This is a genomic window from Brevibacillus sp. JB24b, assembly GCF_051713385.1.
In the GTDB taxonomy this organism is placed as follows: Bacteria; Bacillota; Bacilli; order Brevibacillales; family Brevibacillaceae; genus Brevibacillus_B; species Brevibacillus_B laterosporus.
Map to the genome: position 1 here is coordinate 1,096,086 of NZ_JBNVQV010000001.1, position 24,268 is coordinate 1,120,353.

Below are 24,268 nucleotides of genomic sequence, written 5' to 3' on the forward strand. Positions count from 1 at the left end.
CCGCAGAGAGCAGACGGACTCTCTGTGGAGTTTTAAATTGTAGTGGGGTTATGAGAAAAATCAGAAAAAATCATATAATTTGGAAAAACAACTTGATATAGGAGTATAAATAAGTAATAATTTCTGTAGCTTTACATTTTTTATTACGAAGGGAATGAATTATGCCAGGTAGCTGATGGTCTTTTCTTACTAACCGTATAAAACATTGGAGGTAAGACCATGAAAACAGAAACAAGTATTGTAACAGAGAGATTATTACTAAGAGAAATGACCCTTGAAGATGCAGAGGTTTTATACAGCTATTGGTCAGATGATGAAGTAACGAAGCATATGAATGTCTCTTCTTTTACTAGTGTTGATCAAGCTAAGGAAATGATACAACTCTTACTTGATTTAGGGAAGGAAGACAAAGCATGCCGATATTCTATTGTATTGAAGGAAACAAACGAGGTAATTGGAACTTGCGGGTTTAATTATATAGATCGAGAAGATAATCGAGCTGAGATTGGCTTTGATTTGGGTAGACCATTTTGGAAGAAGGGCTATGCTAGAGAAGGCTTGGAGGCGCTAGTTCGTTATGGATTTGATGCTCATGAGCTTAATCGAATTGAGGCAAAGGTCGAACCCGAGAATGTCAACTCAAAGATGGTTCTAAATAAGCTCTCCTTTGTTCACGAGGGACTGCTACGAGAACACCAAAAATCCAAAGGAAAGTATGTTGATTTACACATATTTTCGTTACTGAAAAAAGAGTATCTTGAAAAGAAATAAAGGATTTCTATTGAGAGTAGCATATAAAAAGTATCATAAATAATTAATATGATCCCTTTTAAGTAACCAGGAAGAGAAGTACCTTCCTGTTACTTAAAGGGGAATTTTTTGTGGGGATAAGAAATTAAAATGAGAAAGGGCGACCCCAATAGGTCGCCATAAAATGTTAGCTTTATTAGTTTTCCGTAAGCGTAATCTTTCCAGTAGATGCTTTTCCTTTGAAATCATACAAATCTTCATCTTCATCGGTATCAGTAATGGTACCTTCAATGTCTGCATCTTCAAAGGTAGAATCTTTCCAGACCATCTTACAAATCTTTGTTACAAAATCCTTGAGGTCATCCTCATCTAGATCATCGTAAAGGTCTCCGTCCTCGTCTCTATCGAACTCAATCGTGATCTCGATATCATCTTCATCACCGTATAAGGTAATATCCCAGTCAATATCTTCCCAGTCTCCATATTTTTTCTGGATATCATATTCAAGATCGTCTAAATCGTCGCTATTGCTATTCTTTTTGCTTTTTTTATCCAATTCATCTTGAGCATCCCGTAATTCTCTTTCCAAATCAGCAATTTTAGCGTCTTTGGTAGCTATTTGAGATTTCAATGAAGAGAAGGTTGGGTCATCACGATCTGTTACAGATACGGTGTAAGTTGCTTGATCCCAATCAACATTTTTGTTGAACACATCTGCCATCATACGAATTGGAATGTAAGTTGTACCATTCACAATAAATGGTTCGGTAGGTGTTGAAATCTCATAGCCATTATGTTTTACCTTCACATTATTGTACGTAGCTTGCACATTTTTTTTCATAACCGCTGCATCAGTTGTCGCAGGTAGTGCTCCAATTAATAGGGCAGAGGATAATACTAGAATTGCCTTCTTTTTAAACATCAGGATCCCTCCAAGTTATCGTTCTTTCTAATGCTGAATTTTTGTCTTTTTACCAAAGCAAGAAGTCTGTCTGTTTTAAGAACAGAAAAATGCTGAAATTCTTTCCGGTTCTCACAATTTAGAATTTCAACTCCTTGGCTAACCTCTGTCATTTTACAAAAGAAAGAAGTCATGTAGATGTCAAAAAGAAATGTTTTTTAGGAAATGTATGCCAATTAACTATTTCGAGATCGAAGCGATCATTGATTGGTATGTGAATTTGGGCTACCCTTTTTGTTTGTGAAAAACAGTATTTTAATTGATTATAGAAAGCCAACTCAGCTAAGGAGATAAAAAAATGGGCTGCTAGATAAGTCTAGCAAGCCCAGTGATTTTTAGTTCATTTACAAGTTCCTTTTTATATTCCTACCCTGTATCCGATCTCACTTTACTAGTAATGGAATCTGCGTACACGGTGATGGGCAAATGGGAATCTTCTATTTTGGCTAGTAGTTAGAACGAGAATGGCTTGAAGAAATCTAGAATCTCATCCAAATAGTTATCATTTGTTTCAATGCTGCCCACGATATGTGGATCATGTATACATAGCTCCATTAGAAATAACTGAGTTCTTCGCGTGGGTTAGATTGTTTTTAATACGTCGTCCAGGTTGTTTACCTAAAATAAAAACCGTCTCATTTCCGTAAAGTTAACGGATCAAAGACGGTTTACTATCGCTTCTATAGGTGTACTACATTGTTTGACGCAGAAATCAAAAATGGTGGACCCTATCGGGATCGAACCGACGACCTCTTGACTGCCAGTCAAGCGCTCTCCCAGCTGAGCTAAGGGCCCATATTTTGTGAAGTTATGGAAAAAGTATAGCATAGCGTGTCCCCTCTATGCAACTCAGAAACTTAAAATTTTGCCATTTATCATCCAAACATGTACATATTATAAATATAAGACCGAAATATTCCGATAACATTGATGACAACTGGAAAGGAACGGAAATATACCTCTTACTAACTTAATTGTTATAATCGACCATAAAATTCCGACTTCCAATCCAAAGTAAAAAATAAACGAGTTACGATCGAATAACGATCATCCCCAAGTCTAAGGAGGAATTACCTTGTTTAAAATCTGGAATAAAAAAGACCCATCACCAACACTTGAATCATCAAGAGTAGATAAAAAGCAGATGGACAGTCTCCTGTCTTCCAAGGCTTCACAAGCTATAGCATCTACAAAAATAAGTTCTGCATCCCATACAGGTTCACTTATAAACAATGATACATACCATCACTTGCTCACAAGCATTAATCTCTACGAACAGAACATGAAGCTAAGTCAAAGCGGCAAGCTGTTGGATGATCTACAAGAGACGACGAAACGGGCCATACACGTGAGTAAGTCATCAGAAGAATTAGCTTGTTCCGTAGTGGACGTGGCCGAAAGTACAAGTAAAATGGCTCAATTTACCGAAGAGACAACAAGTAAGGCATACAAAAGTGGAAAGAGTATCAGTGAATCCCTAGCTATTTTCCGTGAAGTAGAAAATTCCGTTTCTTCAATGAACAATACCTTCGATAGCTTGCAACAAGGGATTACTTCAACACATAAAATTGTCGATACCATTCAGAGTATCTCTAACCAAACTCATTTACTAGCGCTGAACGCTTCGATTGAGGCAGCAAGATCAGGCGAGCATGGGCGAGGGTTTGCAGTCGTAGCTCAAGAGGTGAGGAAGCTTGCGGAGGATACCAAGCATGCTCTGGCGGATATTTCTACTCATATGGAAGAAGTAATGAAAACATCTCTGACAATGCGCGAACAGGTGCAAGTAACACAACAGCAGGTTGCAGTGGGAGCTCATCAGGCTACGGAGGCGGAGGTTTCTTTGCGGCATATGATTGACGAAATGCGTAGCATCGAGACACAGACTAGTAATATCGCATCAATTACGGAGGAACAAGCCGCAGCTACTCGGGAAATTGATGAGCATATACATAATATCGTGGAACAGATTTCAGAATCTAGTGAATCCTTACGTAATATGGGAATAGAAGTGAATGCGCTTTCGCAAGAGATAAACAAGAATAGATTGTACAACATTGAGGAGTATGGCAAGCAACATGAATGGCATGATCATCCGGATTTGTTAAAACGGGTCGTAATTCAAGATCATCTTTGGTGGGTGTGGAAGGTGTACAATGCCATTTATGGGTTTGAGGTATTAAATCCCTCTGAAGTCATAGATCATACGGCATGTCGTTTAGGGAATTGGTATAAGCTAGAACAAGATCGTGTACCAGTAGCATTAAAGCCTGATTTTGAGAAAGCACACCATAATGTTCATCGCTTAGCAAAAGAAATTGCTGTCGCCCTTCAGAATGGGGATAAGCATCGAGCTAAAGCTTACCAAGCGGAACTAGAACGCGCTTCTAGTGAAGTCGTACAATTTATTGAAAAAATGATGTAACAGCAAAAATTTCATATTTCTACTATCAAACATGTTGATGACCCATCAAAAAAGCTCTCTAGACCTATAAAACGTCCAGAGAGCTTTTCGTTTATCAGCTATACTGATTATTTACTTTCATTTACTATACATTACCTTCACAACCTTATGTAGTTGTTACTATGTTGATCATTTTTACCTTTTGAATAATAGTTGTTTCCAACTGTTCATTAAGCTTATCGATGCGTTTTCCGATGAGAAATACGTCAATAATTGCCCAAACAGCAATTGGAATAAACAAGAGAAACCAACTGATGATCCCGACGACAATCATACCAATAGCAATCCCCGTGTCACCGCTATAAAATCGGTGACCTCCTATGGTACCTAAAAAAATCAACAGAAGATAGGCAATTACCTTTGACTTTTTTCGTTTGTCAAATTCTACATTTACCATGAGTTGTTGATTGGTGGTTAAGCTTCGTCTTGCAGTCAAATTATCCATGACATTCCTCCCAACAAAATGAGCACATACCCAAAACTTTTTAACATGAAAAAGAATTGACAGCTGGTGGCTGTCAAATTCTTCGGGCATATGCATCTATTGTATGAGGGGGGATAATCAAATTTGCTTGTTTGCTGTTTATGTCTAAAAATATTCAAAATCGCAAAATGAACCACATGTTTACATAAGGAGTAGTATTTCTTTACACCTAAACTTTAAATCGCTTCAGCTCGTCCTGCATCTGCTTAGTCATGTTGGCTAATGTGCTAGCGGTAGCGTGTACTTCCTGAGCAGAAGCGGAGGCTTGCTCGGATGTGGCTGCAATTTCCTCAGAAGAGGCAGCGACTTCCTGCGAGATGCTGGAGCTGGATTCCACTTTTGCTATAATATCTTCCTTTTGTTGCTGCATGTGCTGAGCAGAGAGGCTAAGCTGCTCCAATTTTGGATTAATGCCATCAATTTCTGCCATGATGTTACGGAAAGAGGTAGTGGCTATATCCATTTCTGATTTTTGCCCAGAGATAGCTTCTTTCATTGATGTTGCATTCATCAACATTTGATCTGAATCTGCGGACACAGCGCTAATCATGTCTGCGATCATTTGGGAAGATTGTCGGGATTGCTCTGCTAATTTACGCACTTCATCGGCTACGACAGCGAAGCCTCTGCCTGATTCTCCTGCTCTGGCTGCTTCAATAGCTGCATTTAGGGCTAACAGGTTTGTTTGTTCAGCAATTTGATTAATGACAGTAGTGATATGATGAACATCTTTTAGGTTATCGTTGGCTGTGACAATATTCCCGATGAAATCCTGGAATACCTGATTTACTTCATCGACCGATGTGACGAGTTGATTCAGGTTTTGGTTACTTTCATTTGCTAACGCATGAATATTTTTTCCGTTAGAGTCTACTTCTTCAATTGAACGGACCATCTCATCTAATTGTGTACCATACGAGCTGAGTGTCTCACCGATCTCAATCAAATCTTCTGTTTGGGAAGTAACACCCGTTGCTACATCTTGAATGGAGATAGATACACTTTCCGTAGCGGTGCTCATTTCATTGGAAATGTTACTTAGGCTTTGAGAAGATTGATCGATTTCCGTCGATTGCTTTTGTACAACACCAATTAAATTACTAAAGGAGTTTTTCATATTTTGTAGCATGTGAGACAGCTCACCAAACTCGTCTTTACGCTTGAGTAGCTTGGCATCGATTGATGTGTTTAGCTCGCCTTGTGCCATTCTTCCTAGAATGTCTTTAAAGGAGTGGATAGAACGACTTAACGTATGGGCATACCAATAGGCAATACCAATAGATGCTAACAAGAAGAAAATAGAGATTAGTATTAAAAAATTTCGCATGCTATCAACGCCGCTAAGTAGATCATCGGAATTGATATAGATCACAATTCCACCGCCTGTAAGAGGGATCGGGGCGTACCCAACATATTTTTTTATTCCTTGATAATGATAAGAGCCAGAACCAGCATTTCCCGTAATCAAATCGGACAAAATGGTAGCGAGCTGTTTAAAGCTGTCATCGGTTTGAGACATCACAATCAAGTTTTCTTGTGTTTTCATTTTTGGAATATCATCAGTGACGACAATCGTTCCGGTTTTATCTACAACAAAGCCTTGTCCTGTTTCACTGAAACTAAGCGTAGACAAAAACTTTACCAATTCATCAGCAGATCGAACGACGTATACAACACCAATAATCTGATTTCCCGTACGGATAGGTGCAGCAAACACGATAATAGGTTCTTTCGTTTGGCTGGCGATAAATACGTCTGATGTATTTGAAGCTCCGGTCAATGCTTTTTGGAAATAGACCTTTTTACTAACATCTTTCCCTTCATTACTACCAATCACGGTCTTACCTGTAGCGTCTGCAATACCCCAATCTATTGCACCATGCTCTTTTACTAGGGTATCAAGATTCTTTTTAATTGTTTCTGAATCTGTTTGATATTTTTTAACTGCTTCTCTAGCTGCTAAACTTTCTACAAATGTTATGTCATCTGTCAATTGAGCCTGATAATTTCCCGCTGCTTGTTGGGCAAGAGGCAAAAGCATTTCCTCTGCACTTGTGACCATTTGCTTTTGTGCTTCAAAGAAAGCAAGGCTTGTAAGTCCTAAGCAGGTTATGATCAGCAAGCCACAAATAATAAATAATAGCTGCCCTTTAATTGATTTAAACTGAAAGATTCCTTTCAATTTCAAAATAATCCCTCCATTTTTACACTTGTTAAAACAAGCATGTCTTTACATTTTTCGTACTTTAACATTAAAAAATTTATGGACAATTTGTTACGGATGTGTAAAAACAGCAGAAATAAAAATATACGAAAGCTATGTAAGTGCTTTTATTTTATAAATAAGTAAACCTATAGGAATTATGAAACTTTTTCGTGCTTGATTCGTATACAAAAAAAGTGATCAGTCCAAGAAGTGACCAATAGTAATGTTTAGCAAGAAAAAGGGTACACTGATTACATATTCTAATTCACTTTTATGTAGTGAGGAGGGCATTACAACAATGGATATTCGAGAAATTGAACTACCTGGGATCGGTCGAAAATTCGAAATGATTACAAGAAATAATGAGAAGGTGGTTATCGTTATTCACGATGATGGTCGAAGAGAGATTTATCAATTCGATGCAGAAGATCACGACGAAAGCATCTCTAGTGTGCTTTTTAACGATGCCGAAGCTAGAAAAGTGGCTGAAATTCTAGGTGGAGTTGTCTATAAGCCGAAAGCGCTTGAGACAGTTGAAATGGCTTTTCATGATTTAGTAATTGAATGGTTTAAGGTATCACCAAATGCTTTGGCAGTTAATCGGTCGATCCTAGAGGTGGATATTCGCAATAAGTACAGTGTAACTGTGATTGCGATCATGAAGAAGAATTTGAAAAATGTTCTGAATCCGGGACCAGAAGCGATCATAGAAGCTGGGGATACGTTAGTTCTAAGTGGGGAAAGAACACATTTAAAGGCGGCGATTCGTGAATTATTATCTAACGAGGGGGACTAAAATATAGATGGATCATTTGGTATTTGAGGTTGGAACTGCGCTTTTGTTGGTGGCGATTGCAGCATTGATTGCGGGAAAATTAAAATTCTCGATTATTCCGTTTTTAATTGTCTTGGGAATGATAGTAGGTCCACATGCTCCTACGATTGGGATTTTTGATTTTACATTTATTGAATCCCAGAAAATCATTGATTTTATGGGTAGGATTGGCGTTTTGTTTTTACTGTTCTATCTTGGGCTAGAATTCTCAGTCGGTAAGCTCATCAAATCAGGGAAATCTATCGCCGTTAGTGGGACCATATATGTAGCTCTTAACTTTGTATTGGGACTTATCTACGGTTACATGACGGGATTCCCATTGCTAGAAACTTTGATTATTGCTGGTTTTGTGTCGGTATCCTCCAGTGCGATTGTAGCCAAAATCTTAGTAGATTTGAGGCGGACGGGAAACTCAGAAACAGAACTTATCCTGGGAATTATTCTCTTTGACGATATTTTCCTCGCAGTATTCCTTTCTATTATGTCAGGATTGTTGTTAGGTGGAGCAACATCGATTGGAGGAAGCATTCTATCTGTTCTCATTTCAATCGGATATATGTTACTGTTTTTTGTGATTGCGCGTAAAGGAACCCCTATCTTAAATAAACTACTAAATATTGCTTCAGATGAAATTTTTATTATTGTAGTGTTTGCAGCTTTGTTCTTTGTTGCTGGTTTTTCTGAAACCATTCACGTAGCAGAGGCAATCGGTGCCTTACTATTTGGCTTAGCATTATCAGAGACAGAGCACAGTAAACGAATTGAAAAGCTCGTTATTCCATTCCGAGATTTTTTTGGAGCCATATTTTTCTTTAGTTTTGGGCTCAGTATTGATCCATTAACACTAGGCGGTGCCATTTGGCTTGCGTTAGGTGTTGTTATTTTAACCATAGTGAGTAATTACGTTGCCGGTATGATTGCAGGCAGACGCTCAGGATTGTCTCATAAAGCGTCTAGTAACATCGGGCTAACGATAATGGCTCGCGGTGAGTTTACCATTATTGTAGCGAATCTTGGTATTGCAGGTGGGCTTATGCCTATATTAAAACCATTTTCTGCCTTATACGTGTTGATTCTTGCGATTCTCGGACCTTTGCTCACCAAAGAATCTAAGCTCGTTTATCAGTTTATGAACAAAATTTTTGGCTGGAGTCAAAAAACAGAAAAAAGGGCAGAGAAGAAGATAGAGAAGTCATAACGAAGAGAATATAGGCTTAGGCTTATAATATATAGAAGGATAAAATTGGGACTTAGTTCAGTAAATATTGGACTAAGTCATTTTTTTATTCATTTTCCACAGGAATTCCACGTTTGTTTGATAAAATGATAAAAACGAAGACAAAAACGAAGACAAAAACGAAGACAAAAACAGAAATCGGAGACTAATATGTACATGGATTCGAGAATAGTAAAATCGTTGTTTATTCTACAATTGCTCTCATCATTTCTAGTGTTTGCTGGACATTACACCGCATTAGTGCTCAACTATACAGATCCATTTTGGATTATCGCTTTAAATCAAATCAGCCGTTATGGAACTGTTTTTTTAGCAATTATTACGGGATTTTTTACTGCCAGATCCCTGGAACGATTAAAAGGGAGTGGTTGGAGCTTTTTCTCGGGAAAGATTACTTATATCGTTATACCGTTCCTATTATTTGGTGTTTTGTACCACTATTTATTAACGGAACAGCTTCCTTCGCACAGAATTGATTTTCTTAACATCATACTTGGTAAAACGGGTGGGCAGCTCTATTTTATTTTCATGCTTTGCCAATATTATGTATTCGCTTACATTTTTAGGAATATTATTAACAAAAAGAATATTCTTGTGTTGATCTGGGTGTTTATGATATTCCAATACGTGTATATTAATTACTTACACCAGCCTTGGCTTGGGTTGAGCACACGGCATGTGTTGCCTACCTGGATTTTCACATTTTACTTGGGACATATCATTTATTGGTATCGTGAAAAAATCATTCTGTTATTGAAGAATAATCAGCCTGTTGTTGTAGGCTTTGTTGGAATTTCCTTATTTAGTGCAGTACTGTTTGTATTATCTGAAACAACCTACGTAGCGGTTCATATGCGGTTTGTATTAGCGACGCTTGTTACGTTGCTAACAGGCTTACTTTTTCTGTTCGATTGGGCAGAATATATTCCTGTGACCTTTCGTAAAGGCTTGACCTTTTTCATATACCTTACACATTCAGCTGTTACTATTTTAGTAAATAAGACATTGATTGGTTATCTAGGTGATATTGCTTGGATTTTTGAAAGTACGTGGTATACGCTAATTTATTTAGTCATTATTTATTGCATTACTTTTGGAATTTCTATGATTTTGTCTAAAATGATGAATCTGATGGAGGCATATAAACGGAGGAGGATTAAGCAAATAGAAGGCCAAATGTAAAAAATGGTTGATGCATGTATTCATACTGCATCAACCATTTTTTTTTGATAATACATTAGTTGTTGTTTGGTTCTGAACAGCTTTTCCTTGATTCCAGACTTTCTTTGTAAATAGTTTCCCTTCGTAGTTAGTTCATTTAAATAGGCTTCAAGGTATGTTATATCTAATTGTTATTTTATTATGCATATTCAGACTTTATACTTGCTATACGATTATGTCAATCAAAAACTCATAGTCTCTTTTTTGTTTCATTAGTAACGTTTATAATAGATAAGTGATTTTTGTTTCCCCCCTTTACTAGTGGATCGTATCTGAATACATTCAGCTTGTGATAGACGGGGCATCATCTAAGACAAAAACATAGACAAAAACATGGAGGTTTTCATGAATAAAAAAGAGGTGGCAGCTTGTCTGTCCGCGTTCTTGCTCCTATTGTTACTGGGCTGTCAGTCTGTTGAACACCAAGCCCAACAAGCCCATTCTGAACCCAAACAGCTAGAAACGTTGAATAAAACAGACGTACAAAATATTTGTACCGATGAGCAAGGTTGTATAGAGCTAGGTAATAGATTGGTTCAGGAAATCAGTGCAAAAATTCCTGAGCTTTTTTCGATGGAAGAGTATGTGAAGGATGGTAACACAGAGTCGGGAGCCAGAGCGAAAGGATTATCTATTGACGCTAAGAAACCAAACGATCTTGAATCAAACGTGCTGATAAAATACAAAATTGATGAAAAAGATGAGTTAATAGATCCACATTTACAAAAATTAGATACCAAAAAACGGAAAAAGTTTTATGCAAACACTGGCATGAATAGCGATGAGATTGAAAAATTACAAAACGATGCCATGTTACATCAAAAGATGTGGAACTACTATAAGGCGTTAATTCCTAAGGCCCAACGCAAACAGCTTACAGATTTCACGGTTATGACCGATGGGAGACAACATATCCTTGCTAATATGGTTCAATCAGAGGGTGAATCTAAAAACTGGAATCTAGAGATGGATGTGCTAGATGTACATAGAGACAATCCAAAGCTAGTAAAAGCACTGATACATGAGACTGCTCATTTAATCTCACTAGGCGAAGATCAGATAAGCAGTGAACATAGCTACATCGAGCATAGTAATACGAAAGCAAAGGCGAATCAAGAAGCCAATAAAGTGAAGTGTGAAAGCCTGCATGTAAACGAAGGCTGTACGAAAAAGGATTCCTATCTACATAAATTTTATCAACAATTCTGGTCGACGTATGAAAAAGAATGGGAACAGAAGAATGTAGAGACCGATGAAGCGGCTAAACGGGTTTTCTACGATACCTACCACCAAGAATTTGTATCCGAATATGCCATAACCAACGTAGTAGAGGACTGGGCAGAGACATTTACCATGTTTACGCTACATGATTTTAGTCAAAATGAAACGACATCAGAAAGTCAGCAGAAGTTCGCGAAAATGAAATCGCTGTATGCTTATTCTGAACTAGTTAAGGCGAGAACAGAAATTTTATATCACTTGTATAAGCAGTTACCAGAGTTGAAGCAGCAGTAGAAAGAAAAAGGAAATAGCTTATACAAAAATGAATCGAAAGCCAGAGGCTCCCTTATACGGAGTCATCTGGCTTTTGTTCTGTCATTTTTGTCACTACTGTATGATTGGAATAGAACCGCTATATTTATGTTCCTCTTCAAAACGGCGAAATACATTCATTTGATAGGACTTTTTTAGGAACGCTAAGGAAATGTAGTTGTTTGTCAAGTGTCGTCCAACTATTGCGAATAAGGATAGGGCCAGGAACGATTTTGTGACAGGTTTAGGATATTTTTTTGCGGGAAGAGCAAGCCTCTTTTTTGTAAACAATTTAGTTAGATAGTAATATTGCTAGTTGGTTTCTAGTGAATTTATAATAAATGAAATGTTTAGTGTTTATGTACATATCGGATTATAGGATCAAACTTTATTAAAGGAGGCTACGGAATGTAGAGGAATTAGTTCAAGATATTCAGGATAAACAGGAAAAGGGCTGGGGACTGGAATATCCAGCTATCAATGGGTTTTTGGATGATATAGCGTTTAAATCTGAAGAAACGCAAAAATTTATGAAAGAGTATGACGTGAGTATGGAAGAGATGGAAAGCTTTGAAAATACTAATCTCATCAACATTCCTACAAGACCAGATTGCCGTACTTTTCCTTATGTTGGTTCTCTTACAGGTTATTTTTTCCAATCCTATGGAGCAGATAGCTTGTATTTGTTTTATGATCGAGATTTGAAAAAAGCAGTGGTTTGTTTTGAGTATACGTGAGAAATAGCTTGCATAGAGGAAACACGAATGTAACCTTACGTATTATGTAATCGAGTGTGGGAATGTGTTACCAAAATAAAGGGCTGTCGAGGACATCGGCAGTCTTTATTATTTTTAACCCTCCAAATGCTATAAAATACTATAAATCAATCCATTATTTTTTATTGTTATTTACAGAAATATACAGAAGGGTTAAAATTAATAAAAAATGCTACGTTCTATAAATATAGGAAGGGGATTCATATGGTCGACAGTAAAACTACCCAAACAATCGGGGAACTGATAAGAGCAAAAAGAACAGAGTTAGGCATCAGTTTATCAGAGGTATCCAGAGTGACTGGGGTTAGTAAGGGGGTTATTTCCAAAGTAGAAAGTGGTGAGACTAAGCGTCCAGAGTTACGAACTTTAAAACCAATCGCAGATGTTTTAGAAATCCCTTGCGAAGAGATCATTGAATGTTGTATTGAAATGGAACAACGAGTTGGTATTTTGGATGTATTTTTATCAGAATCCATTGAAATTTCCAACCTTTCCTTAATCACAAAAGTGGCGAACAAGCTCCTTGAGTCTCCTCAGGAGGATACATATACATTATTAGAACATTTGTATAAACTTGCGAATCAGAACACTAATACAGCGATTCGGTTAACCCTATATAATATCATTATTACATACGCCAGAGTTCATGGAGTACCGATGTATATTGCTAAAGGGTTATATCAAAAATACTTAATTGATAGAGAAGATTTGAAACGTTTGGAAGAATCGTTTAAAGTAGGAGAAGAATCATTATATTATGTTGATTTTTTATCTGATGAAGAAAAAATTACTCTTTATTTTAGAATGACATTGCATGCCCATAACACGAAGAAATTTGCTGAGTGCATCGAGTTATGTAAGATGGGCCTGAGAGAAGAAACTCCAGGAACCGAGTTAAAGGCTAGAGCTCACTTAGCTATGATCAACTCCCTGTTATTTTTAGAAAATTATGATGAAGTAGAGTATCATTTAGATGTTTTCGAACAGTATCCGTATCATTTTGTACCGGATGCTACCAAAATTACTCGTGCTATTGTAAAAGCGAAAACGAAGCAGTTTGATGTAGCTATTCCAATGTTACAAGAGTGTCTAGATGAGGTAAGTAAGGATCTGAAAATACACGTGGCGAATGAACTATTTGATGTATTTTTTCAAACAAGAGACATGAACTCAATTGCAGAACTGCTGACCTTAGAAGAGGAATGTATGATTAGTAATCCTCAAACACCCTATCAGCATATTTCTATCGGAACATTCTACCAATTCAAAGGGAATTTCATGATGGAAACCGGTTCTCTTGAACAAGGAAAAGAGAGCTATCTGTTGAGTTTAGGTACTTTTAAAAAAGTAAATGCCTACCAAGAGTTAACAGAGTGTATGAAACATATCTTTGAATATTTTTCAAAAAATTTAATGTCAGTAGATATTGAATATGTCAAAAGATTAAATGAAGTGTATAATGGTGCTGTGAGAAAAAAATGTAACTAGAGGGGGAAAATGGAGTGAAAAAAGCTGTTGCCGCAACGGTATTATCCTTATCTTTATTAGTAGCGATGAATGTAGTTCCTCTAAACAAAACAACAAGTTCAAACATAACTGCTTTAAAAGCTTATCCTACTGTAGTTGATCCTGGTCATTAATTTCATAATGTTTTCGGTAAGAGCGCACATTGATGCGCTCTTTTTTAGTGGCGAAAAACTAGAGTAATCACGTAGTAGCTTCTTTCCCACCCAAAAGCGAAGGTCTATGCCTTTGAAGATGGTATAATGCGTTAGAAGAGATAAGAAACGGGTGAAAATATGGAAGATATTCGAGTACTTATTGTCGATGATGAAAAAGAAATTAGAGATTTGCTACGAAAATATCTTGAAAGAGAGCTGTATCAGGTAGATGTGGCAGTAAATGGAGAAGAAGCTCTTCAGATGTTTGAAAAAAATAAATATAGCCTCATGGTCTTAGATGTCATGATGCCCAAGGTTGATGGTATAGAGGTATGTAGAAGGCTTAGAAATAAAACGAACATTCCAATCCTAATGCTCACTGCTAAGGATCATGAGATAGATAAAATTCTGGGTCTTGGCATTGGAGCAGATGATTATATTACCAAGCCCTTTAGTATTAATGAAGTAGTCGCTAGAGTTAAGGCAATGATGAGGAGATTTCTAATACTAGGTAGCGATAGTAGTTCTCATGAGAACACACTGATAACATTTAGAGGTATTACGATTGATCTTAAAAAATATACCGTACATCTAGCTGGAGAAGAGATAAGCTTAACAGCGAAAGAATTTGAACTACTGAAATTTTTTGCTTCCCATCCCGAGCAGGTTTTTACGAAGACACAACTCTTTCGTAATGTTTGGAATAGTGAATACTTAGAAGACGATAATACAGTGATGGTACATATCAGAAAGCTCAGAATGAAAATCGAAGCTAATCCATCCGAACCAAAGTATATTCAGACAGTATGGGGAATTGGATATAAGTTTGTAGGTGAAAAAAATGAGGTATGACAAAATAAGCTTCCTGCTTCTCCTTCAGTTCATAATCTTGGTATGCTTACTATTTATGGATGGAAATGGGCAACCCAAAGGTTTCATGAGAGGCGGGTTATTTACTGTTTTATTTGTTATAACCGGAACTCTTTTTGTAATAAGGCTCAAATTCGTGAGGAAAGTAAAGAGTATGGTTGTAGAGCTAAGACGTGCCATTCATGGAAACTTTCATACAAGATTATTGGCTAAAAACGATCACTTATTTAATGAAGTGATTTTTTCTATTAATGAATTAATTGACCAGCTAGAAAGAGTTCAAGTCCAGACGATAAAGTCAAAGACAGCCAGAAGAAGTCTTTTATCTAGTATTTCCCATGATATTCGTACTCCTCTTACATCTATGATTGGATATGTTGATGCTCTAAAGGATGATGTGGCTACTTCAGAAGGTGAGAGACGGGAATATGTAGAGATTATCTCGAAAAAATCGGGCGGTTTGAAACAATTAATTGATGAAATATTTCATATGGCAAAATTAGATGCGGATGAAATCCCCTTAAAGCTAGAATGGCTTGATTTTGCGGAGATGGCTAGGGAATCATTGATCGAATTTTTGCCTGAGCTAAAAAAATATCAGATGGAGCTGAAGGTCTGTATTCCTGAAGATAAATGTCTAATCGTGGCTGATCGCCTGAGTCTGTTACGAATTATGAATAATATGATCAAAAATGCTGTGCAGTATGGGAAAAAGGGGAAAGTGCTAGGCATTGAATTGACTGAGAACGAAAAAGAGTGCCAACTGTGTATATGGGACAAGGGTGCAGGGATTTCCAAAGAAGATGTACCTCATGTATTTGATAGGATGTATCGCACAGATCGCGCAAGGAACTCTTTACTTGGAGGGAGCGGGTTGGGTCTTGCTATAGCTAAGAGCCTTGTAGAAAAGCATTCAGGAAGAATATGGGTGGAAAGCGAGCCAGAAATAAAAACGATTTTTGGCTTTTCTATTCCCAGGCAAAGGCATGAAATGGAATTTAAGAATTAATTAAGAACAAATTAAGAGGCAATTAAATTCGTCTGCTTATCATGTAACTATGAAAGGCTAGTGACAATGTTTTTATAGCAGGGGGACAACATGAGTATAATCATTAAAACAACGCATGTAACTAAGACTTATGGTACTCAGATAGCAGTAAATAACCTTCAGATGAACGTAGGGCAAGGACAAATTTACGGTTTTCTCGGTCAAAATGGTGCAGGAAAGACGACAACTATTCGTATGTTGTTAGGCTTAATAAAACCCACCCAAGGGAAGATTGAAATATTCGGAGAAAATTTGCTTAAAAAAAGGAAAGAGATCTTAAGAAGAATTGGTTCGATTGTGGAGTCCTCAGGATTCTATGAAAACTTAACAGCTAGAGAAAATCTCTTCATTAATGCAAAACTCATGGGTGTTCATAAGAAAAATGCAATAGAAGAAGCCTTAGAGATCGTCGGACTTCAAAATGAAACGAAAAAGCTGATCGGAAAATACTCATTGGGAATGAAGCAGCGCCTAGGTATAGCCAGAGCCATTTTGCATCACCCTGAGCTGTTACTATTAGACGAACCAACCAATGGTTTAGATCCGATTGGCATTAAAGAAATACGAAGACTGATTAAATCTCTAGCACAAGAAAGAAATATTACGATTTTAATTTCTAGTCATATTTTATCGGAAGTAGAGCAACTGGCAGATCAGATAGGAATTATTCATGAGGGGAAGCTACTTGAGGAAATCTCCTTAGAGGAGCTTAGAGTCAGAAATCGTAAATATCTTGAGTTTCAGGTATCGAACGATAATAAAGCAGCTATGCTCATGGAGGATCAGTTTCAAATATCAGATTACGAAGTTCATGAAGAAGGGATTATTCGTGTGTATTCACACCTTGGTCAACAGGGAAAGCTTAACAAGCTGTTTGTAGAGAATGATATTGAAGTAAGTAAGATTACGATGAGCGAAGATAAGCTAGAGGATTACTTCACTAACTTAATTGGAGGTGGGACTATTGGTTAATTTGTTTTGTATTGAGCTTTTAAAACTGAAGCGAGCGAAGATGTTTTTTGTCAGCATGATAGGAGCAGCTTCGGCCCCAATCATGGTATTTATCGGATTTTTAAATATGAAGATGAAAACTCCTGATGTATCAGTTCAATTTCATGCTACTTTTTACAATACGAATTTGTATACGCTTTTGCTAATAGGAACACTTCTGTATGGAGTAATTACAGCTTATCTCTTTAATCGTGAGTATGTGGAAGATACATTAAAGAACCTGTTAACCATTCCCGTGTCGAGAGCTAGCTTTATTGTAAGTAAATTAGTTTTACTACTCGTTTGGATTTTACTATTAACGATAATGGTTTGGGGACTGACCTTGATTTTAGGACTTATTGGTCAGTTCGAGGGTCTGAGTTCCACTTTATTAATACAATCCTTTACACAATATATCATAGGTGGTTTCCTACTTTTTCTTTTGTCAACTCCAACTATGCTTGTAACATTTCTGTTTAAAAATTATGTCCCAACGATCATATTTACTGCAATGATCACGATGACAAACGTAGCGCTTGCAAATTCTGAATATCGGGTATTGTTTCCTTATTCAGCTGTACATGTAATAGCTACTAATGGGTTTGTTCCTGAATATGCACCAGTGTACTCTTATCTATCTATTTTGATTACATCGATAGTTGGATTCATTGTAACCACGATTTATTTTAACAAGGCGGATATTCATTGATTTTTGCCCCATCTTTCAACGAAATAAGGAGACTAAAAGGTAATGGTACTATGTTATTATCGTTTTTTAAAATAGGAGGAATGTAAAAAATGAGTTTTTCTGAGTTAAACATTGATGTATTTCGATCAATTAATGATTTGGGTAAACAATATGCTGCATTAAATCCAGGTGTGGTTTTTATTGCAGAATATATGGTGTATTTTTTAGGTTTGGGCCTTGTCGTCTATTGGTTTACTCGTAACCACAGAAATAGAATGATGGTCATTCAAGCGGTGATTACCTTCATCCTTGCCGAAATTCTGGGCAAATTAGCTGGTCTTTTTTATTCCCACTACCAGCCATTTGCGGTACTGCAAGACGTCAATCAGCTTGTTGAACATGCCATAGATAACTCGTTTCCAAGTGATCATTCAATCTTGTTTTTTTCCATTTGCGCTTCATTCTGGCTTATGCGCAAAAAAGCAAGCTGGCTATGGCTTGTCCTCGCTGTATTTGTAGGACTCTCCCGTGTTTGGGTAGGTGTTCATTATCCAGTTGATGTCATAACAGGGGCACTTTTAGGTTTTATCTCAGCCTTGTTTGTGTATTGGGCAGTGCCAAAGGTCTCTTTTATACAACAAATACTTGCTCTTTATGAAAAGATAGAACAAAAAATAGTACCGTCCAAAAACAAGTCCAAGAACCTGTAAGAAAAACCGCGGAGATAATCCCGCGGTTTTTCTTATGTATAAAGAAGAATGTTTGTATGCTATTTTGATGTATTGTCGAAAAATGGCACAATTTGTCATACGTTTCAACATTTTCAATTGATATATTCTTAGCGGAACATTCTTTAGAATAAAATAGAAAATACCTTATTTTTCACAGGAAGTAAAGGGTGGCATGTATGTAAAAGTAACGGAATGCGAAACTCACAAGACAGAAGGAGGATTTTAGGATGGCACTCGTTTGGGCAGATGAACCTACAGTGAGGAACAAGAATTCCCAGAAATCAAATGAACATGAAAAAGGAGAGGTCCCTTCCGCCGACCAAAGCCAAGGAACATCTCTTCGTTTTAAACCGAAAACGCTTTCTTATCTTAGTGTAAGGGACAGACAAGCTTCAAGGCATCAAAGCAACACAAAGTTTCCTGAAAAAGGTAAAAATATCGTTGGTAGCATTTCAGCATATTTTTAAACCGAAACAAAGAGCATACAGTAAGATTTCCTCAAAAAGCAAAATGTTGCTCCTAGTTACTATAAGGAAAGACAAGCATGGGAAGGTAAAGCACAAAAATGCATACAGGTAGTAAGAGTAAATGGATGTATGGGAAAAAAAGCGGCACAGGTCGGTTTGTGAAACGGCAACGAGAACAAATTAATAGAGAGAGTAGCGGGCCGCCTAGAAGCGGCCTTTTTTGTACATGATTTTAGGCTCGTATTTCTCATGAAAGAATAGGCTATAGGCATTACGAATAGCATGGAAGCGGCGGAGGTGGTGGTATTATCCACCTAATCACCCCGAGTTTGCCCACCATTACGGGGAGCCTGTTGGTAGGCGGAGGGATAGGAGGAAGTAATGTAGCTGGTATTACCGGCCATATCCTTGTTGGTGGTGGAGGTGGAGCCTGCGGTGGAAGTGGAGGCAATGGTGGCGGTGTGCCCATTATGGGTCAACCTTCTGTCGTAGCATTGCCCGGGCAAAGCGGACATCTACTGCAAACTATTTCACTGAAATAAAAATAATTTGTTGTTACCCTTCGTTATAGAACAAGCCCTTTTTTGATTCAAAGGGATTATTTTTGTGGTAAATAGGACAAATGTGATCGACAAGCCAGTAAGGTGGAAGAAGTTTCAGTATGTAAAGTGGAAGGCAGTTTTTGGATGGTTACACATTACAGGCGAATAATGTTAAAATAGAAGGCATGTTTCATTCAGCAGCTTTCTTGTAGAAGTTGCAGTCCAAAGAAAGGTGATGAGGAAGATGAAAAAAATGAAGGGGACTCTGCTTGTCCTACTCGCATGTGCTATGTTGACAGCTTGCTCCAATAACTCAGGAGAAAAAGCTCAGCCTACTAAAGTAAACCCAGAAGGAACACCAGCACCAGCAGCTGTTGATACAAAAGCTAATAATGATTTTAAAGGTGAACCAATAAAGGATAGTAAAGGTTTACCGGACCCAAGTCAAATTAACGTTTATAACTACGGGACCAAGAAGACATTAAAATCTACGGATGCTGATTTTAAAAAAATTGTTGAACTGACAAACAAACGTATGGGTATCGTGGGAGAAATCGTTCCTACTCAGGAAACGGAGCTAAGTATTGAGAAAGCAACTAAATTAGGTCTAGCGATTGAATACGTATATGATCAGCCAGTGGAGCATCAAATTGTGGCGAAAGAAAAACAGGGCGATAAGAAAGTAAACACTACTGTTAAGGTTACTTCTAAGAGCGACATCTTTATCTTTTCTGGAAACGATAGTGACAGAATGTATTATAGCGAAGATGGTAAAACCTATACAGACAAGCCTATTCGTCTAACTGAAACGAAGGAATTAACCAAATTAATTTCTAAATAATAGAATCGTTTAGACGAAAAAAACAAATCAATGGAACCCATTTGTATGACATATGGGTTCTTTTTTTCTATGAAAATATGCTAAAAACATTACGAGGTATGAAAAATATAGAAGATAACACATACAATAGGTGATAAACGGTTTCTCTACATGCTACAATGAAACTGTTGCTGTTACATACAGCACTTTTAAAAAAGCTGAGGAGGGGAACAGCAGTGGTAAAACATCTCGCAGATTGTACAGTACTCCAAAATGGAGTGAAAATGCCTTGGATTGGTCTTGGTGTTTGGAGAGTAGATGATGGAGCTCAGGTTGTTCACGCAGTGAAAACAGCAATTCAGCACGGATATAGAAGTATTGATACTGCTATGATCTACAAGAATGAAGAAGGGGTTGGCCAAGCAATTGCTGAAGCTGGGGTTCCCCGTGAAGAATTATTTATTACTACTAAGGTATGGAATAGCGATCAGGGCTACGATACGACGTTAGCTGCTTTTGATGAAAGCTTGAAAAAACTTGGTTTGGAGTACCTTGACTTGTATTTGATTCATTGGCCGGGTACCGACAAATATGTAGATACGTGGAAGGCATTAGAGAAACTATACAAAGATGGAAAAGTTCGTGCAATTGGTGTCTGCAATTTCCACAAGCATCATCTGGAAGAATTGATTAAAGCAGCAGAAGTGAAGCCGATGGTGAACCAGATTGAATTGCATCCGCTCTTAACCCAGAAAGATTTGCTTACATATTGCAAACAGCACAACATCCAAGTCGAAGCTTGGAGTCCGTTGATGCAAGGAAATTTAGACCATCCTGTTTTGGCTAAATTGGCACAAAAATATGAAAAAACACCGGCCCAGATCGTGCTACGTTGGCATTTGCAAAACGGTGTTGTTATTATTCCAAAGTCGGTTAATGAGAATCGTATTAAGGAAAATGCAGCTTTGTTTGGTTTTGAACTGACAGCTGAAGATATGGGCAGAATCAATGATCTGAATCAAAACCAACGTTTTGGTCCCAATCCAGACGAGTTCTTTTTAGTCTGATGTAATCAGTATTAGGTAAAGGAAAAACGCCTCTTATGATGAGAAGGTTTCATCAAAAAGAGGCGTTTTTTTGAATGCTATATAATGAGAACTTGATTGCTAAAACGTAGTGAATATTACTGTAAATTTAAGACCGTAACTTTATCACGCGTCATGGATTGCAAGCTTTTTGGAACACCTTGTACGCCTACACCAGAGCCTTTTACACCAATGAATGGGAAGTGATCTGGGCCACGTTCTGTACGTCCATTGATTTGCACAGAGCCAGTTTCTAGCTTTTTCGCCAGATGGAATGCTTTGTTAATGTCATTCGTGAAGACACTTGCTTGAAGTCCAAACTCAGATTTGTTCGCAATCTCAATCGCTTCTGCTGCGTCTTTAATCCGGATGATTGGCAAGACAGGACCGAATGGCTCTTCCCATGCTACACGCATATCAAGTGTTACGTCAGCTAATAAGGTTGGATGAATCAGATTGCCCTCACGCTTGTTACCAGTCAGGACTTTGGCACCTTTATTGATCGCATCATCAATTAGGCCTTGAATGTAATCAGCTGATTTAGTGTCGATCACGGGTACTACAGTTGCTTTGTCTTCAGGTGAGCCGATGGAGAGCTTTGCCACTTCTGCTGCTAGCATTTCAGTTAGTTGATCAGCTACTTCATCTTGAACGAGCACGCGTTTGATTGCTGTGCAACGTTGACCGGAATAAGAGAAGGCACCTGAGATAATTTGACCCGTTGCCAACTTCAAATCAGCATCTGGAAGTACGATAGCAGGGTCTTTACCACCAAGCTCCATCACAAGTGGTACCATTTTTGCTTTACCTGCAATGTGATAACCAGTCTCTGTTCCACCTGTAAAGGTAATCATGTTGATACCTTTATGCTCGACCAAATAATCGCCAATCACAGAACCACGTCCAGTTACTACATTTACAATATTTTTTGGAATTCCGGCTTTGTGTAAGGCCTCAATCATCTTGATACCGCTCAAAGCTCCTTGTGTTGCTGGTTTGAAGATTACGGTATTACCCATCATCAATGCTGGTGCAATTTTAGCGGAAGACAGGTTAACCGGATAGTTGAATGGCGAAATAGCCAAAATGACACCAAGAGGAACACGTTCAACAATGGCGATTTTCTGTTTTGAACCACCAGGAAAGTTCTCACCATTCATGCTTTCGTTATACATATGAATAGCTTCTTCAATGTTGTAGCGAATGAGATCGGCAGAGCGTTCCACTTCTTTTTGAGCATCAGCAAAAGTTTTACCTACTTCTTGCATCATGATGTCGGCAATTTCATCCTTCATAGCCAAAAGCTCGTCAATCCATTTATAGAGATAGGAAGCACGTTCACGAATGCTTAACTCAGCCCAAGCTTTTTGCGCTTCAGCTGCTAATTGGATGGCTTCGTCTACCTCTGCACGAGTGATGGCTTGTACCTCGCCAACGACTCCGTCTTTATATGGGGAATATATTTTGACGGTTTCATTCGAGGAGCTTGTTCTCCACTCACCGTTGATATAATAAGGTAATTGCATATGTTTAGGTGCTGTAGTCATAGTCTGTACCCTCCATGATGTATTGAATAATATGGTACATAGGTACCAAGAATGTGTTAATGTACAAAATGAACCACTTTATTAACATGATCGATTGCTTGTTAATCAATTGACATGTTCATTATATTTGACATAAGATTAATTTGTCAAAAACTAAATTGCGTACAATTGAATTGGAAGTGTAAAAAGAGGGGAGACAAATCATGAATAACAAGAAAATGCTAGAGCTAGATCAACAGCTATGTTTTTCGATTTATGCCTGTTCTCGTGAGATTTGTCGGTTGTATCGCCCGCATTTAGAAGAAATGGGACTTACCTATCCACAATATTTAGTGCTTTTAATTTTATGGGACAAGCACTCCTGTACGGTGAAGCAGCTGGGACAGCTTCTTTATTTGGATTCAGGTACGTTGACGCCGATGCTAAAAAGATTGGAAGCCATGGAGTTAGTCAAAAGGGAGCGCTCTACCGCTGATGAGCGAACCGTCAATATTACAATTACCGATAAGGGGACACAGCTTCAAAGCAGGGCTGATGGGATTAAAAATGCCCTAGTGGAAAGTACTGCGATCTCTATGGAGGAATTTGGACCGCTACTAGAACAGATGCAAGCGATGTTAGAACGCATCCATGAATTAAATAAGAACAAAACGTACTGCTGTATTGAAGCTGACAAAGAATAAACGGTTTAGAAAACATGCTAAGAAGCACGAAGAAGAAGTGACTGGGTTGGTAACAGTTGTTCCTTTTTTGTGCTCTTTTCAGTTAGATTTCTTTGTGCATGCCATTCAAAAAGTAATCCAATCATGTGTACATGCATTTATGCATTTTCCGATTATTTATTTACATACACAAAAACCGCTCAAGCGAGACTGCTGAGCGGTTTTCCTTTTTATCTTTCCCTATATATTCCATTGGTGCAATTCTAGACGACGAACGCCTTCCACTACATAAGGATCAGATTCAGCTATCTGAGTGGCTTCTTCTAGCGAATCAGCAATATAGATTACCATTCCGCCTGAACCATCGGCAAAGGGGCCTTTGGCGAAGATTTTGCCTTCTGCTTTTAGCTTTTCCAGAAATTCAAGATGGTGAGGGCGAAACTCCTGATTTTTCTCTGGATTTTTCATATGTAAAATTGCAGCGAAGTGAGCCATTTTGAGATCTCCTTTAGCTAACAGGTTTCTTTCTATTGTATCAAATTTCAGTAGATTTGGCGATGCGATAGCCCTTTATTTTCGCATATACAGGAAAGCGTGTTTACAGGCACGAAGTATCAAAAAAGGTAGCAAAATCATGTAAAATATTGTAAAATTAAGGCTGGGTTAGTAGATTTATGTTGGAGGAAAAGA

24 protein-coding genes and 1 tRNA gene are annotated in these 24,268 nt (G+C 37.8%); 19 read left to right on the forward strand and 6 right to left on the reverse strand.

Going from position 1 to position 24,268, the window contains the following annotated elements; genetic code table 11:
* Positions 1–219 precede the first annotated feature (219 nt).
* Positions 220–771 (forward strand): GNAT family N-acetyltransferase, encoded by a 552-nt coding sequence (locus ACQV1I_RS05515; protein WP_094701976.1) that lies wholly within the window; start codon positions 220–222, stop codon positions 769–771.
* Between the two features lie 175 nt (positions 772–946).
* On the opposite strand, the gene ACQV1I_RS05520 is transcribed toward ACQV1I_RS05515, so the two are convergent.
* Both ACQV1I_RS05520 and ACQV1I_RS05525 read right to left on the reverse strand, forming a co-directional pair.
* Positions 947–1,672: a copper amine oxidase N-terminal domain-containing protein gene (locus ACQV1I_RS05520; protein ID WP_116333049.1), complete on the reverse strand. Its 726-nt coding sequence runs from the start codon at positions 1,670–1,672 to the stop codon at positions 947–949.
* Positions 1,673–2,430: 758 nt separating this feature from the next.
* Positions 2,431–2,506 (reverse strand) — tRNA-Ala (locus ACQV1I_RS05525).
* 280 nt (positions 2,507–2,786) lie between these two features.
* Here ACQV1I_RS05525 and ACQV1I_RS05530 point away from each other — a divergent pair.
* Positions 2,787–4,136 carry a methyl-accepting chemotaxis protein gene (locus ACQV1I_RS05530; protein WP_094700614.1) on the forward strand — a complete coding sequence of 450 codons (1,350 nt, stop codon included), beginning with the start codon at positions 2,787–2,789 and terminating at the stop codon, positions 4,134–4,136.
* Positions 4,137–4,281: 145 nt separating this feature from the next.
* Here ACQV1I_RS05530 and ACQV1I_RS05535 read toward each other — a convergent pair whose 3' ends face one another.
* Complete coding sequence (locus ACQV1I_RS05535; protein WP_094700613.1) at positions 4,282–4,620, reverse strand: TM2 domain-containing protein; 339 nt, start codon at positions 4,618–4,620, stop codon at positions 4,282–4,284.
* Between the two features lie 208 nt (positions 4,621–4,828).
* Positions 4,829–6,847, reverse strand: a complete 2,019-nt coding sequence (locus ACQV1I_RS05540) for a methyl-accepting chemotaxis protein (protein WP_236645679.1) — start codon at positions 6,845–6,847, stop codon at positions 4,829–4,831.
* 316 nt (positions 6,848–7,163) lie between these two features.
* Between ACQV1I_RS05540 and ACQV1I_RS05545 the strand changes: the two genes are divergently transcribed.
* The 16 genes from ACQV1I_RS05545 (at position 7,164) to ACQV1I_RS05620 (ending at position 21,351) form a co-directional block, all read left to right on the forward strand.
* Positions 7,164–7,661 carry a cation:proton antiporter regulatory subunit gene (locus tag ACQV1I_RS05545; RefSeq protein WP_018673864.1) on the forward strand — a complete coding sequence of 166 codons (498 nt, stop codon included), beginning with the start codon at positions 7,164–7,166 and terminating at the stop codon, positions 7,659–7,661.
* 7 nt (positions 7,662–7,668) lie between these two features.
* Positions 7,669–8,898 (forward strand): cation:proton antiporter, encoded by a 1,230-nt coding sequence (locus ACQV1I_RS05550; protein WP_094700612.1) that lies wholly within the window; start codon positions 7,669–7,671, stop codon positions 8,896–8,898.
* Between the two features lie 189 nt (positions 8,899–9,087).
* Entirely contained in the window at positions 9,088–10,119 is a 1,032-nt protein-coding gene (locus tag ACQV1I_RS05555) for an acyltransferase family protein (RefSeq protein ID WP_116333050.1), read from the forward strand.
* A 384-nt stretch (positions 10,120–10,503) separates the two neighbouring features.
* A complete protein-coding gene (locus ACQV1I_RS05560) occupies positions 10,504–11,673 on the forward strand; it encodes a hypothetical protein (protein WP_116333051.1) in 1,170 nt (389 codons plus the stop codon).
* A 548-nt stretch (positions 11,674–12,221) separates the two neighbouring features.
* Positions 12,222–12,428 (forward strand): hypothetical protein, encoded by a 207-nt coding sequence (locus ACQV1I_RS05565; protein WP_236645680.1) that lies wholly within the window; start codon positions 12,222–12,224, stop codon positions 12,426–12,428.
* Between the two features lie 243 nt (positions 12,429–12,671).
* A complete protein-coding gene (locus ACQV1I_RS05570; RefSeq protein ID WP_116333052.1) occupies positions 12,672–13,955 on the forward strand; it encodes a helix-turn-helix domain-containing protein in 1,284 nt (427 codons plus the stop codon).
* Between the two features lie 14 nt (positions 13,956–13,969).
* A complete protein-coding gene (locus tag ACQV1I_RS05575) occupies positions 13,970–14,107 on the forward strand; it encodes a hypothetical protein (RefSeq protein ID WP_018673870.1) in 138 nt (45 codons plus the stop codon).
* Between the two features lie 159 nt (positions 14,108–14,266).
* Entirely contained in the window at positions 14,267–14,980 is a 714-nt protein-coding gene (locus ACQV1I_RS05580) for a response regulator transcription factor (RefSeq protein ID WP_116333053.1), read from the forward strand.
* Entirely contained in the window at positions 14,970–16,007 is a 1,038-nt protein-coding gene (locus ACQV1I_RS05585) for a sensor histidine kinase (RefSeq protein ID WP_116333054.1), read from the forward strand. The genes ACQV1I_RS05580 and ACQV1I_RS05585 overlap by 11 nt, the downstream gene beginning before the upstream one ends.
* A 90-nt stretch (positions 16,008–16,097) precedes the next feature.
* The gene (locus tag ACQV1I_RS05590; RefSeq protein WP_094700606.1) at positions 16,098–17,018 is read left to right on the forward strand and encodes an ABC transporter ATP-binding protein; all 921 of its coding nucleotides are present in this window, start codon (positions 16,098–16,100) and stop codon (positions 17,016–17,018) included.
* Entirely contained in the window at positions 17,011–17,745 is a 735-nt protein-coding gene (locus ACQV1I_RS05595) for an ABC transporter permease (RefSeq protein ID WP_116333055.1), read from the forward strand. Before ACQV1I_RS05590 ends, ACQV1I_RS05595 begins: the two co-directional genes overlap by 8 nt.
* Positions 17,746–17,834: 89 nt before the next feature.
* Positions 17,835–18,434, forward strand: a complete 600-nt coding sequence (locus tag ACQV1I_RS05600) for an undecaprenyl-diphosphatase (protein WP_094700605.1) — start codon at positions 17,835–17,837, stop codon at positions 18,432–18,434.
* A gap of 248 nt (positions 18,435–18,682) precedes the next feature.
* A complete protein-coding gene (locus ACQV1I_RS05605) occupies positions 18,683–18,922 on the forward strand; it encodes a hypothetical protein (RefSeq protein ID WP_116333056.1) in 240 nt (79 codons plus the stop codon).
* Between the two features lie 353 nt (positions 18,923–19,275).
* The gene (locus tag ACQV1I_RS05610) at positions 19,276–19,464 is read left to right on the forward strand and encodes a hypothetical protein (RefSeq protein ID WP_161555052.1); all 189 of its coding nucleotides are present in this window, start codon (positions 19,276–19,278) and stop codon (positions 19,462–19,464) included.
* 244 nt (positions 19,465–19,708) lie between these two features.
* A complete protein-coding gene (locus ACQV1I_RS05615; RefSeq protein WP_094700602.1) occupies positions 19,709–20,305 on the forward strand; it encodes a hypothetical protein in 597 nt (198 codons plus the stop codon).
* A 215-nt stretch (positions 20,306–20,520) separates the two neighbouring features.
* Positions 20,521–21,351: an aldo/keto reductase gene (locus tag ACQV1I_RS05620; protein ID WP_094700601.1), complete on the forward strand. Its 831-nt coding sequence runs from the start codon at positions 20,521–20,523 to the stop codon at positions 21,349–21,351.
* A gap of 116 nt (positions 21,352–21,467) precedes the next feature.
* Here ACQV1I_RS05620 and ACQV1I_RS05625 read toward each other — a convergent pair whose 3' ends face one another.
* Complete coding sequence (locus ACQV1I_RS05625) at positions 21,468–22,895, reverse strand: NADP-dependent glyceraldehyde-3-phosphate dehydrogenase (protein WP_438769948.1); 1,428 nt, start codon at positions 22,893–22,895, stop codon at positions 21,468–21,470.
* 224 nt (positions 22,896–23,119) lie between these two features.
* Between ACQV1I_RS05625 and ACQV1I_RS05630 the strand changes: the two genes are divergently transcribed.
* A complete protein-coding gene (locus ACQV1I_RS05630) occupies positions 23,120–23,599 on the forward strand; it encodes a MarR family winged helix-turn-helix transcriptional regulator (RefSeq protein WP_018671407.1) in 480 nt (159 codons plus the stop codon).
* A 219-nt stretch (positions 23,600–23,818) separates the two neighbouring features.
* On the opposite strand, the gene ACQV1I_RS05635 is transcribed toward ACQV1I_RS05630, so the two are convergent.
* Complete coding sequence (locus tag ACQV1I_RS05635; protein WP_018671406.1) at positions 23,819–24,073, reverse strand: YciI family protein; 255 nt, start codon at positions 24,071–24,073, stop codon at positions 23,819–23,821.
* Between the last annotated feature and the right edge of the window lie 195 nt (positions 24,074–24,268).

Bases quoted from the DNA above. Each gene is read 5' to 3' on its own strand.
- ACQV1I_RS05515 (WP_094701976.1), top strand. From the start codon at position 220: ATGAAAACAGAAACAAGTATTGTAACAGAGAGATTATTACTAAGAGAA.
- ACQV1I_RS05520 (WP_116333049.1), bottom strand. From the start codon at position 1,672: ATGTTTAAAAAGAAGGCAATTCTAGTATTATCCTCTGCCCTATTAATT.
- ACQV1I_RS05535 (WP_094700613.1), bottom strand. From the start codon at position 4,620: ATGGATAATTTGACTGCAAGACGAAGCTTAACCACCAATCAACAACTC.
- ACQV1I_RS05545 (WP_018673864.1), top strand. From the start codon at position 7,164: ATGGATATTCGAGAAATTGAACTACCTGGGATCGGTCGAAAATTCGAA.
- ACQV1I_RS05550 (WP_094700612.1), top strand. From the start codon at position 7,669: ATGGATCATTTGGTATTTGAGGTTGGAACTGCGCTTTTGTTGGTGGCG.
- ACQV1I_RS05555 (WP_116333050.1), top strand. From the start codon at position 9,088: ATGTACATGGATTCGAGAATAGTAAAATCGTTGTTTATTCTACAATTG.
- ACQV1I_RS05560 (WP_116333051.1), top strand. From the start codon at position 10,504: ATGAATAAAAAAGAGGTGGCAGCTTGTCTGTCCGCGTTCTTGCTCCTA.
- ACQV1I_RS05565 (WP_236645680.1), top strand. From the start codon at position 12,222: ATGAAAGAGTATGACGTGAGTATGGAAGAGATGGAAAGCTTTGAAAAT.
- ACQV1I_RS05570 (WP_116333052.1), top strand. From the start codon at position 12,672: ATGGTCGACAGTAAAACTACCCAAACAATCGGGGAACTGATAAGAGCA.
- ACQV1I_RS05580 (WP_116333053.1), top strand. From the start codon at position 14,267: ATGGAAGATATTCGAGTACTTATTGTCGATGATGAAAAAGAAATTAGA.
- ACQV1I_RS05585 (WP_116333054.1), top strand. From the start codon at position 14,970: ATGAGGTATGACAAAATAAGCTTCCTGCTTCTCCTTCAGTTCATAATC.
- ACQV1I_RS05590 (WP_094700606.1), top strand. From the start codon at position 16,098: ATGAGTATAATCATTAAAACAACGCATGTAACTAAGACTTATGGTACT.
- ACQV1I_RS05600 (WP_094700605.1), top strand. From the start codon at position 17,835: ATGAGTTTTTCTGAGTTAAACATTGATGTATTTCGATCAATTAATGAT.
- ACQV1I_RS05605 (WP_116333056.1), top strand. From the start codon at position 18,683: ATGGCACTCGTTTGGGCAGATGAACCTACAGTGAGGAACAAGAATTCC.
- ACQV1I_RS05615 (WP_094700602.1), top strand. From the start codon at position 19,709: ATGAAAAAAATGAAGGGGACTCTGCTTGTCCTACTCGCATGTGCTATG.
- ACQV1I_RS05625 (WP_438769948.1), bottom strand. From the start codon at position 22,895: ATGCAATTACCTTATTATATCAACGGTGAGTGGAGAACAAGCTCCTCG.
- ACQV1I_RS05630 (WP_018671407.1), top strand. From the start codon at position 23,120: ATGAATAACAAGAAAATGCTAGAGCTAGATCAACAGCTATGTTTTTCG.
- ACQV1I_RS05635 (WP_018671406.1), bottom strand. From the start codon at position 24,073: ATGGCTCACTTCGCTGCAATTTTACATATGAAAAATCCAGAGAAAAAT.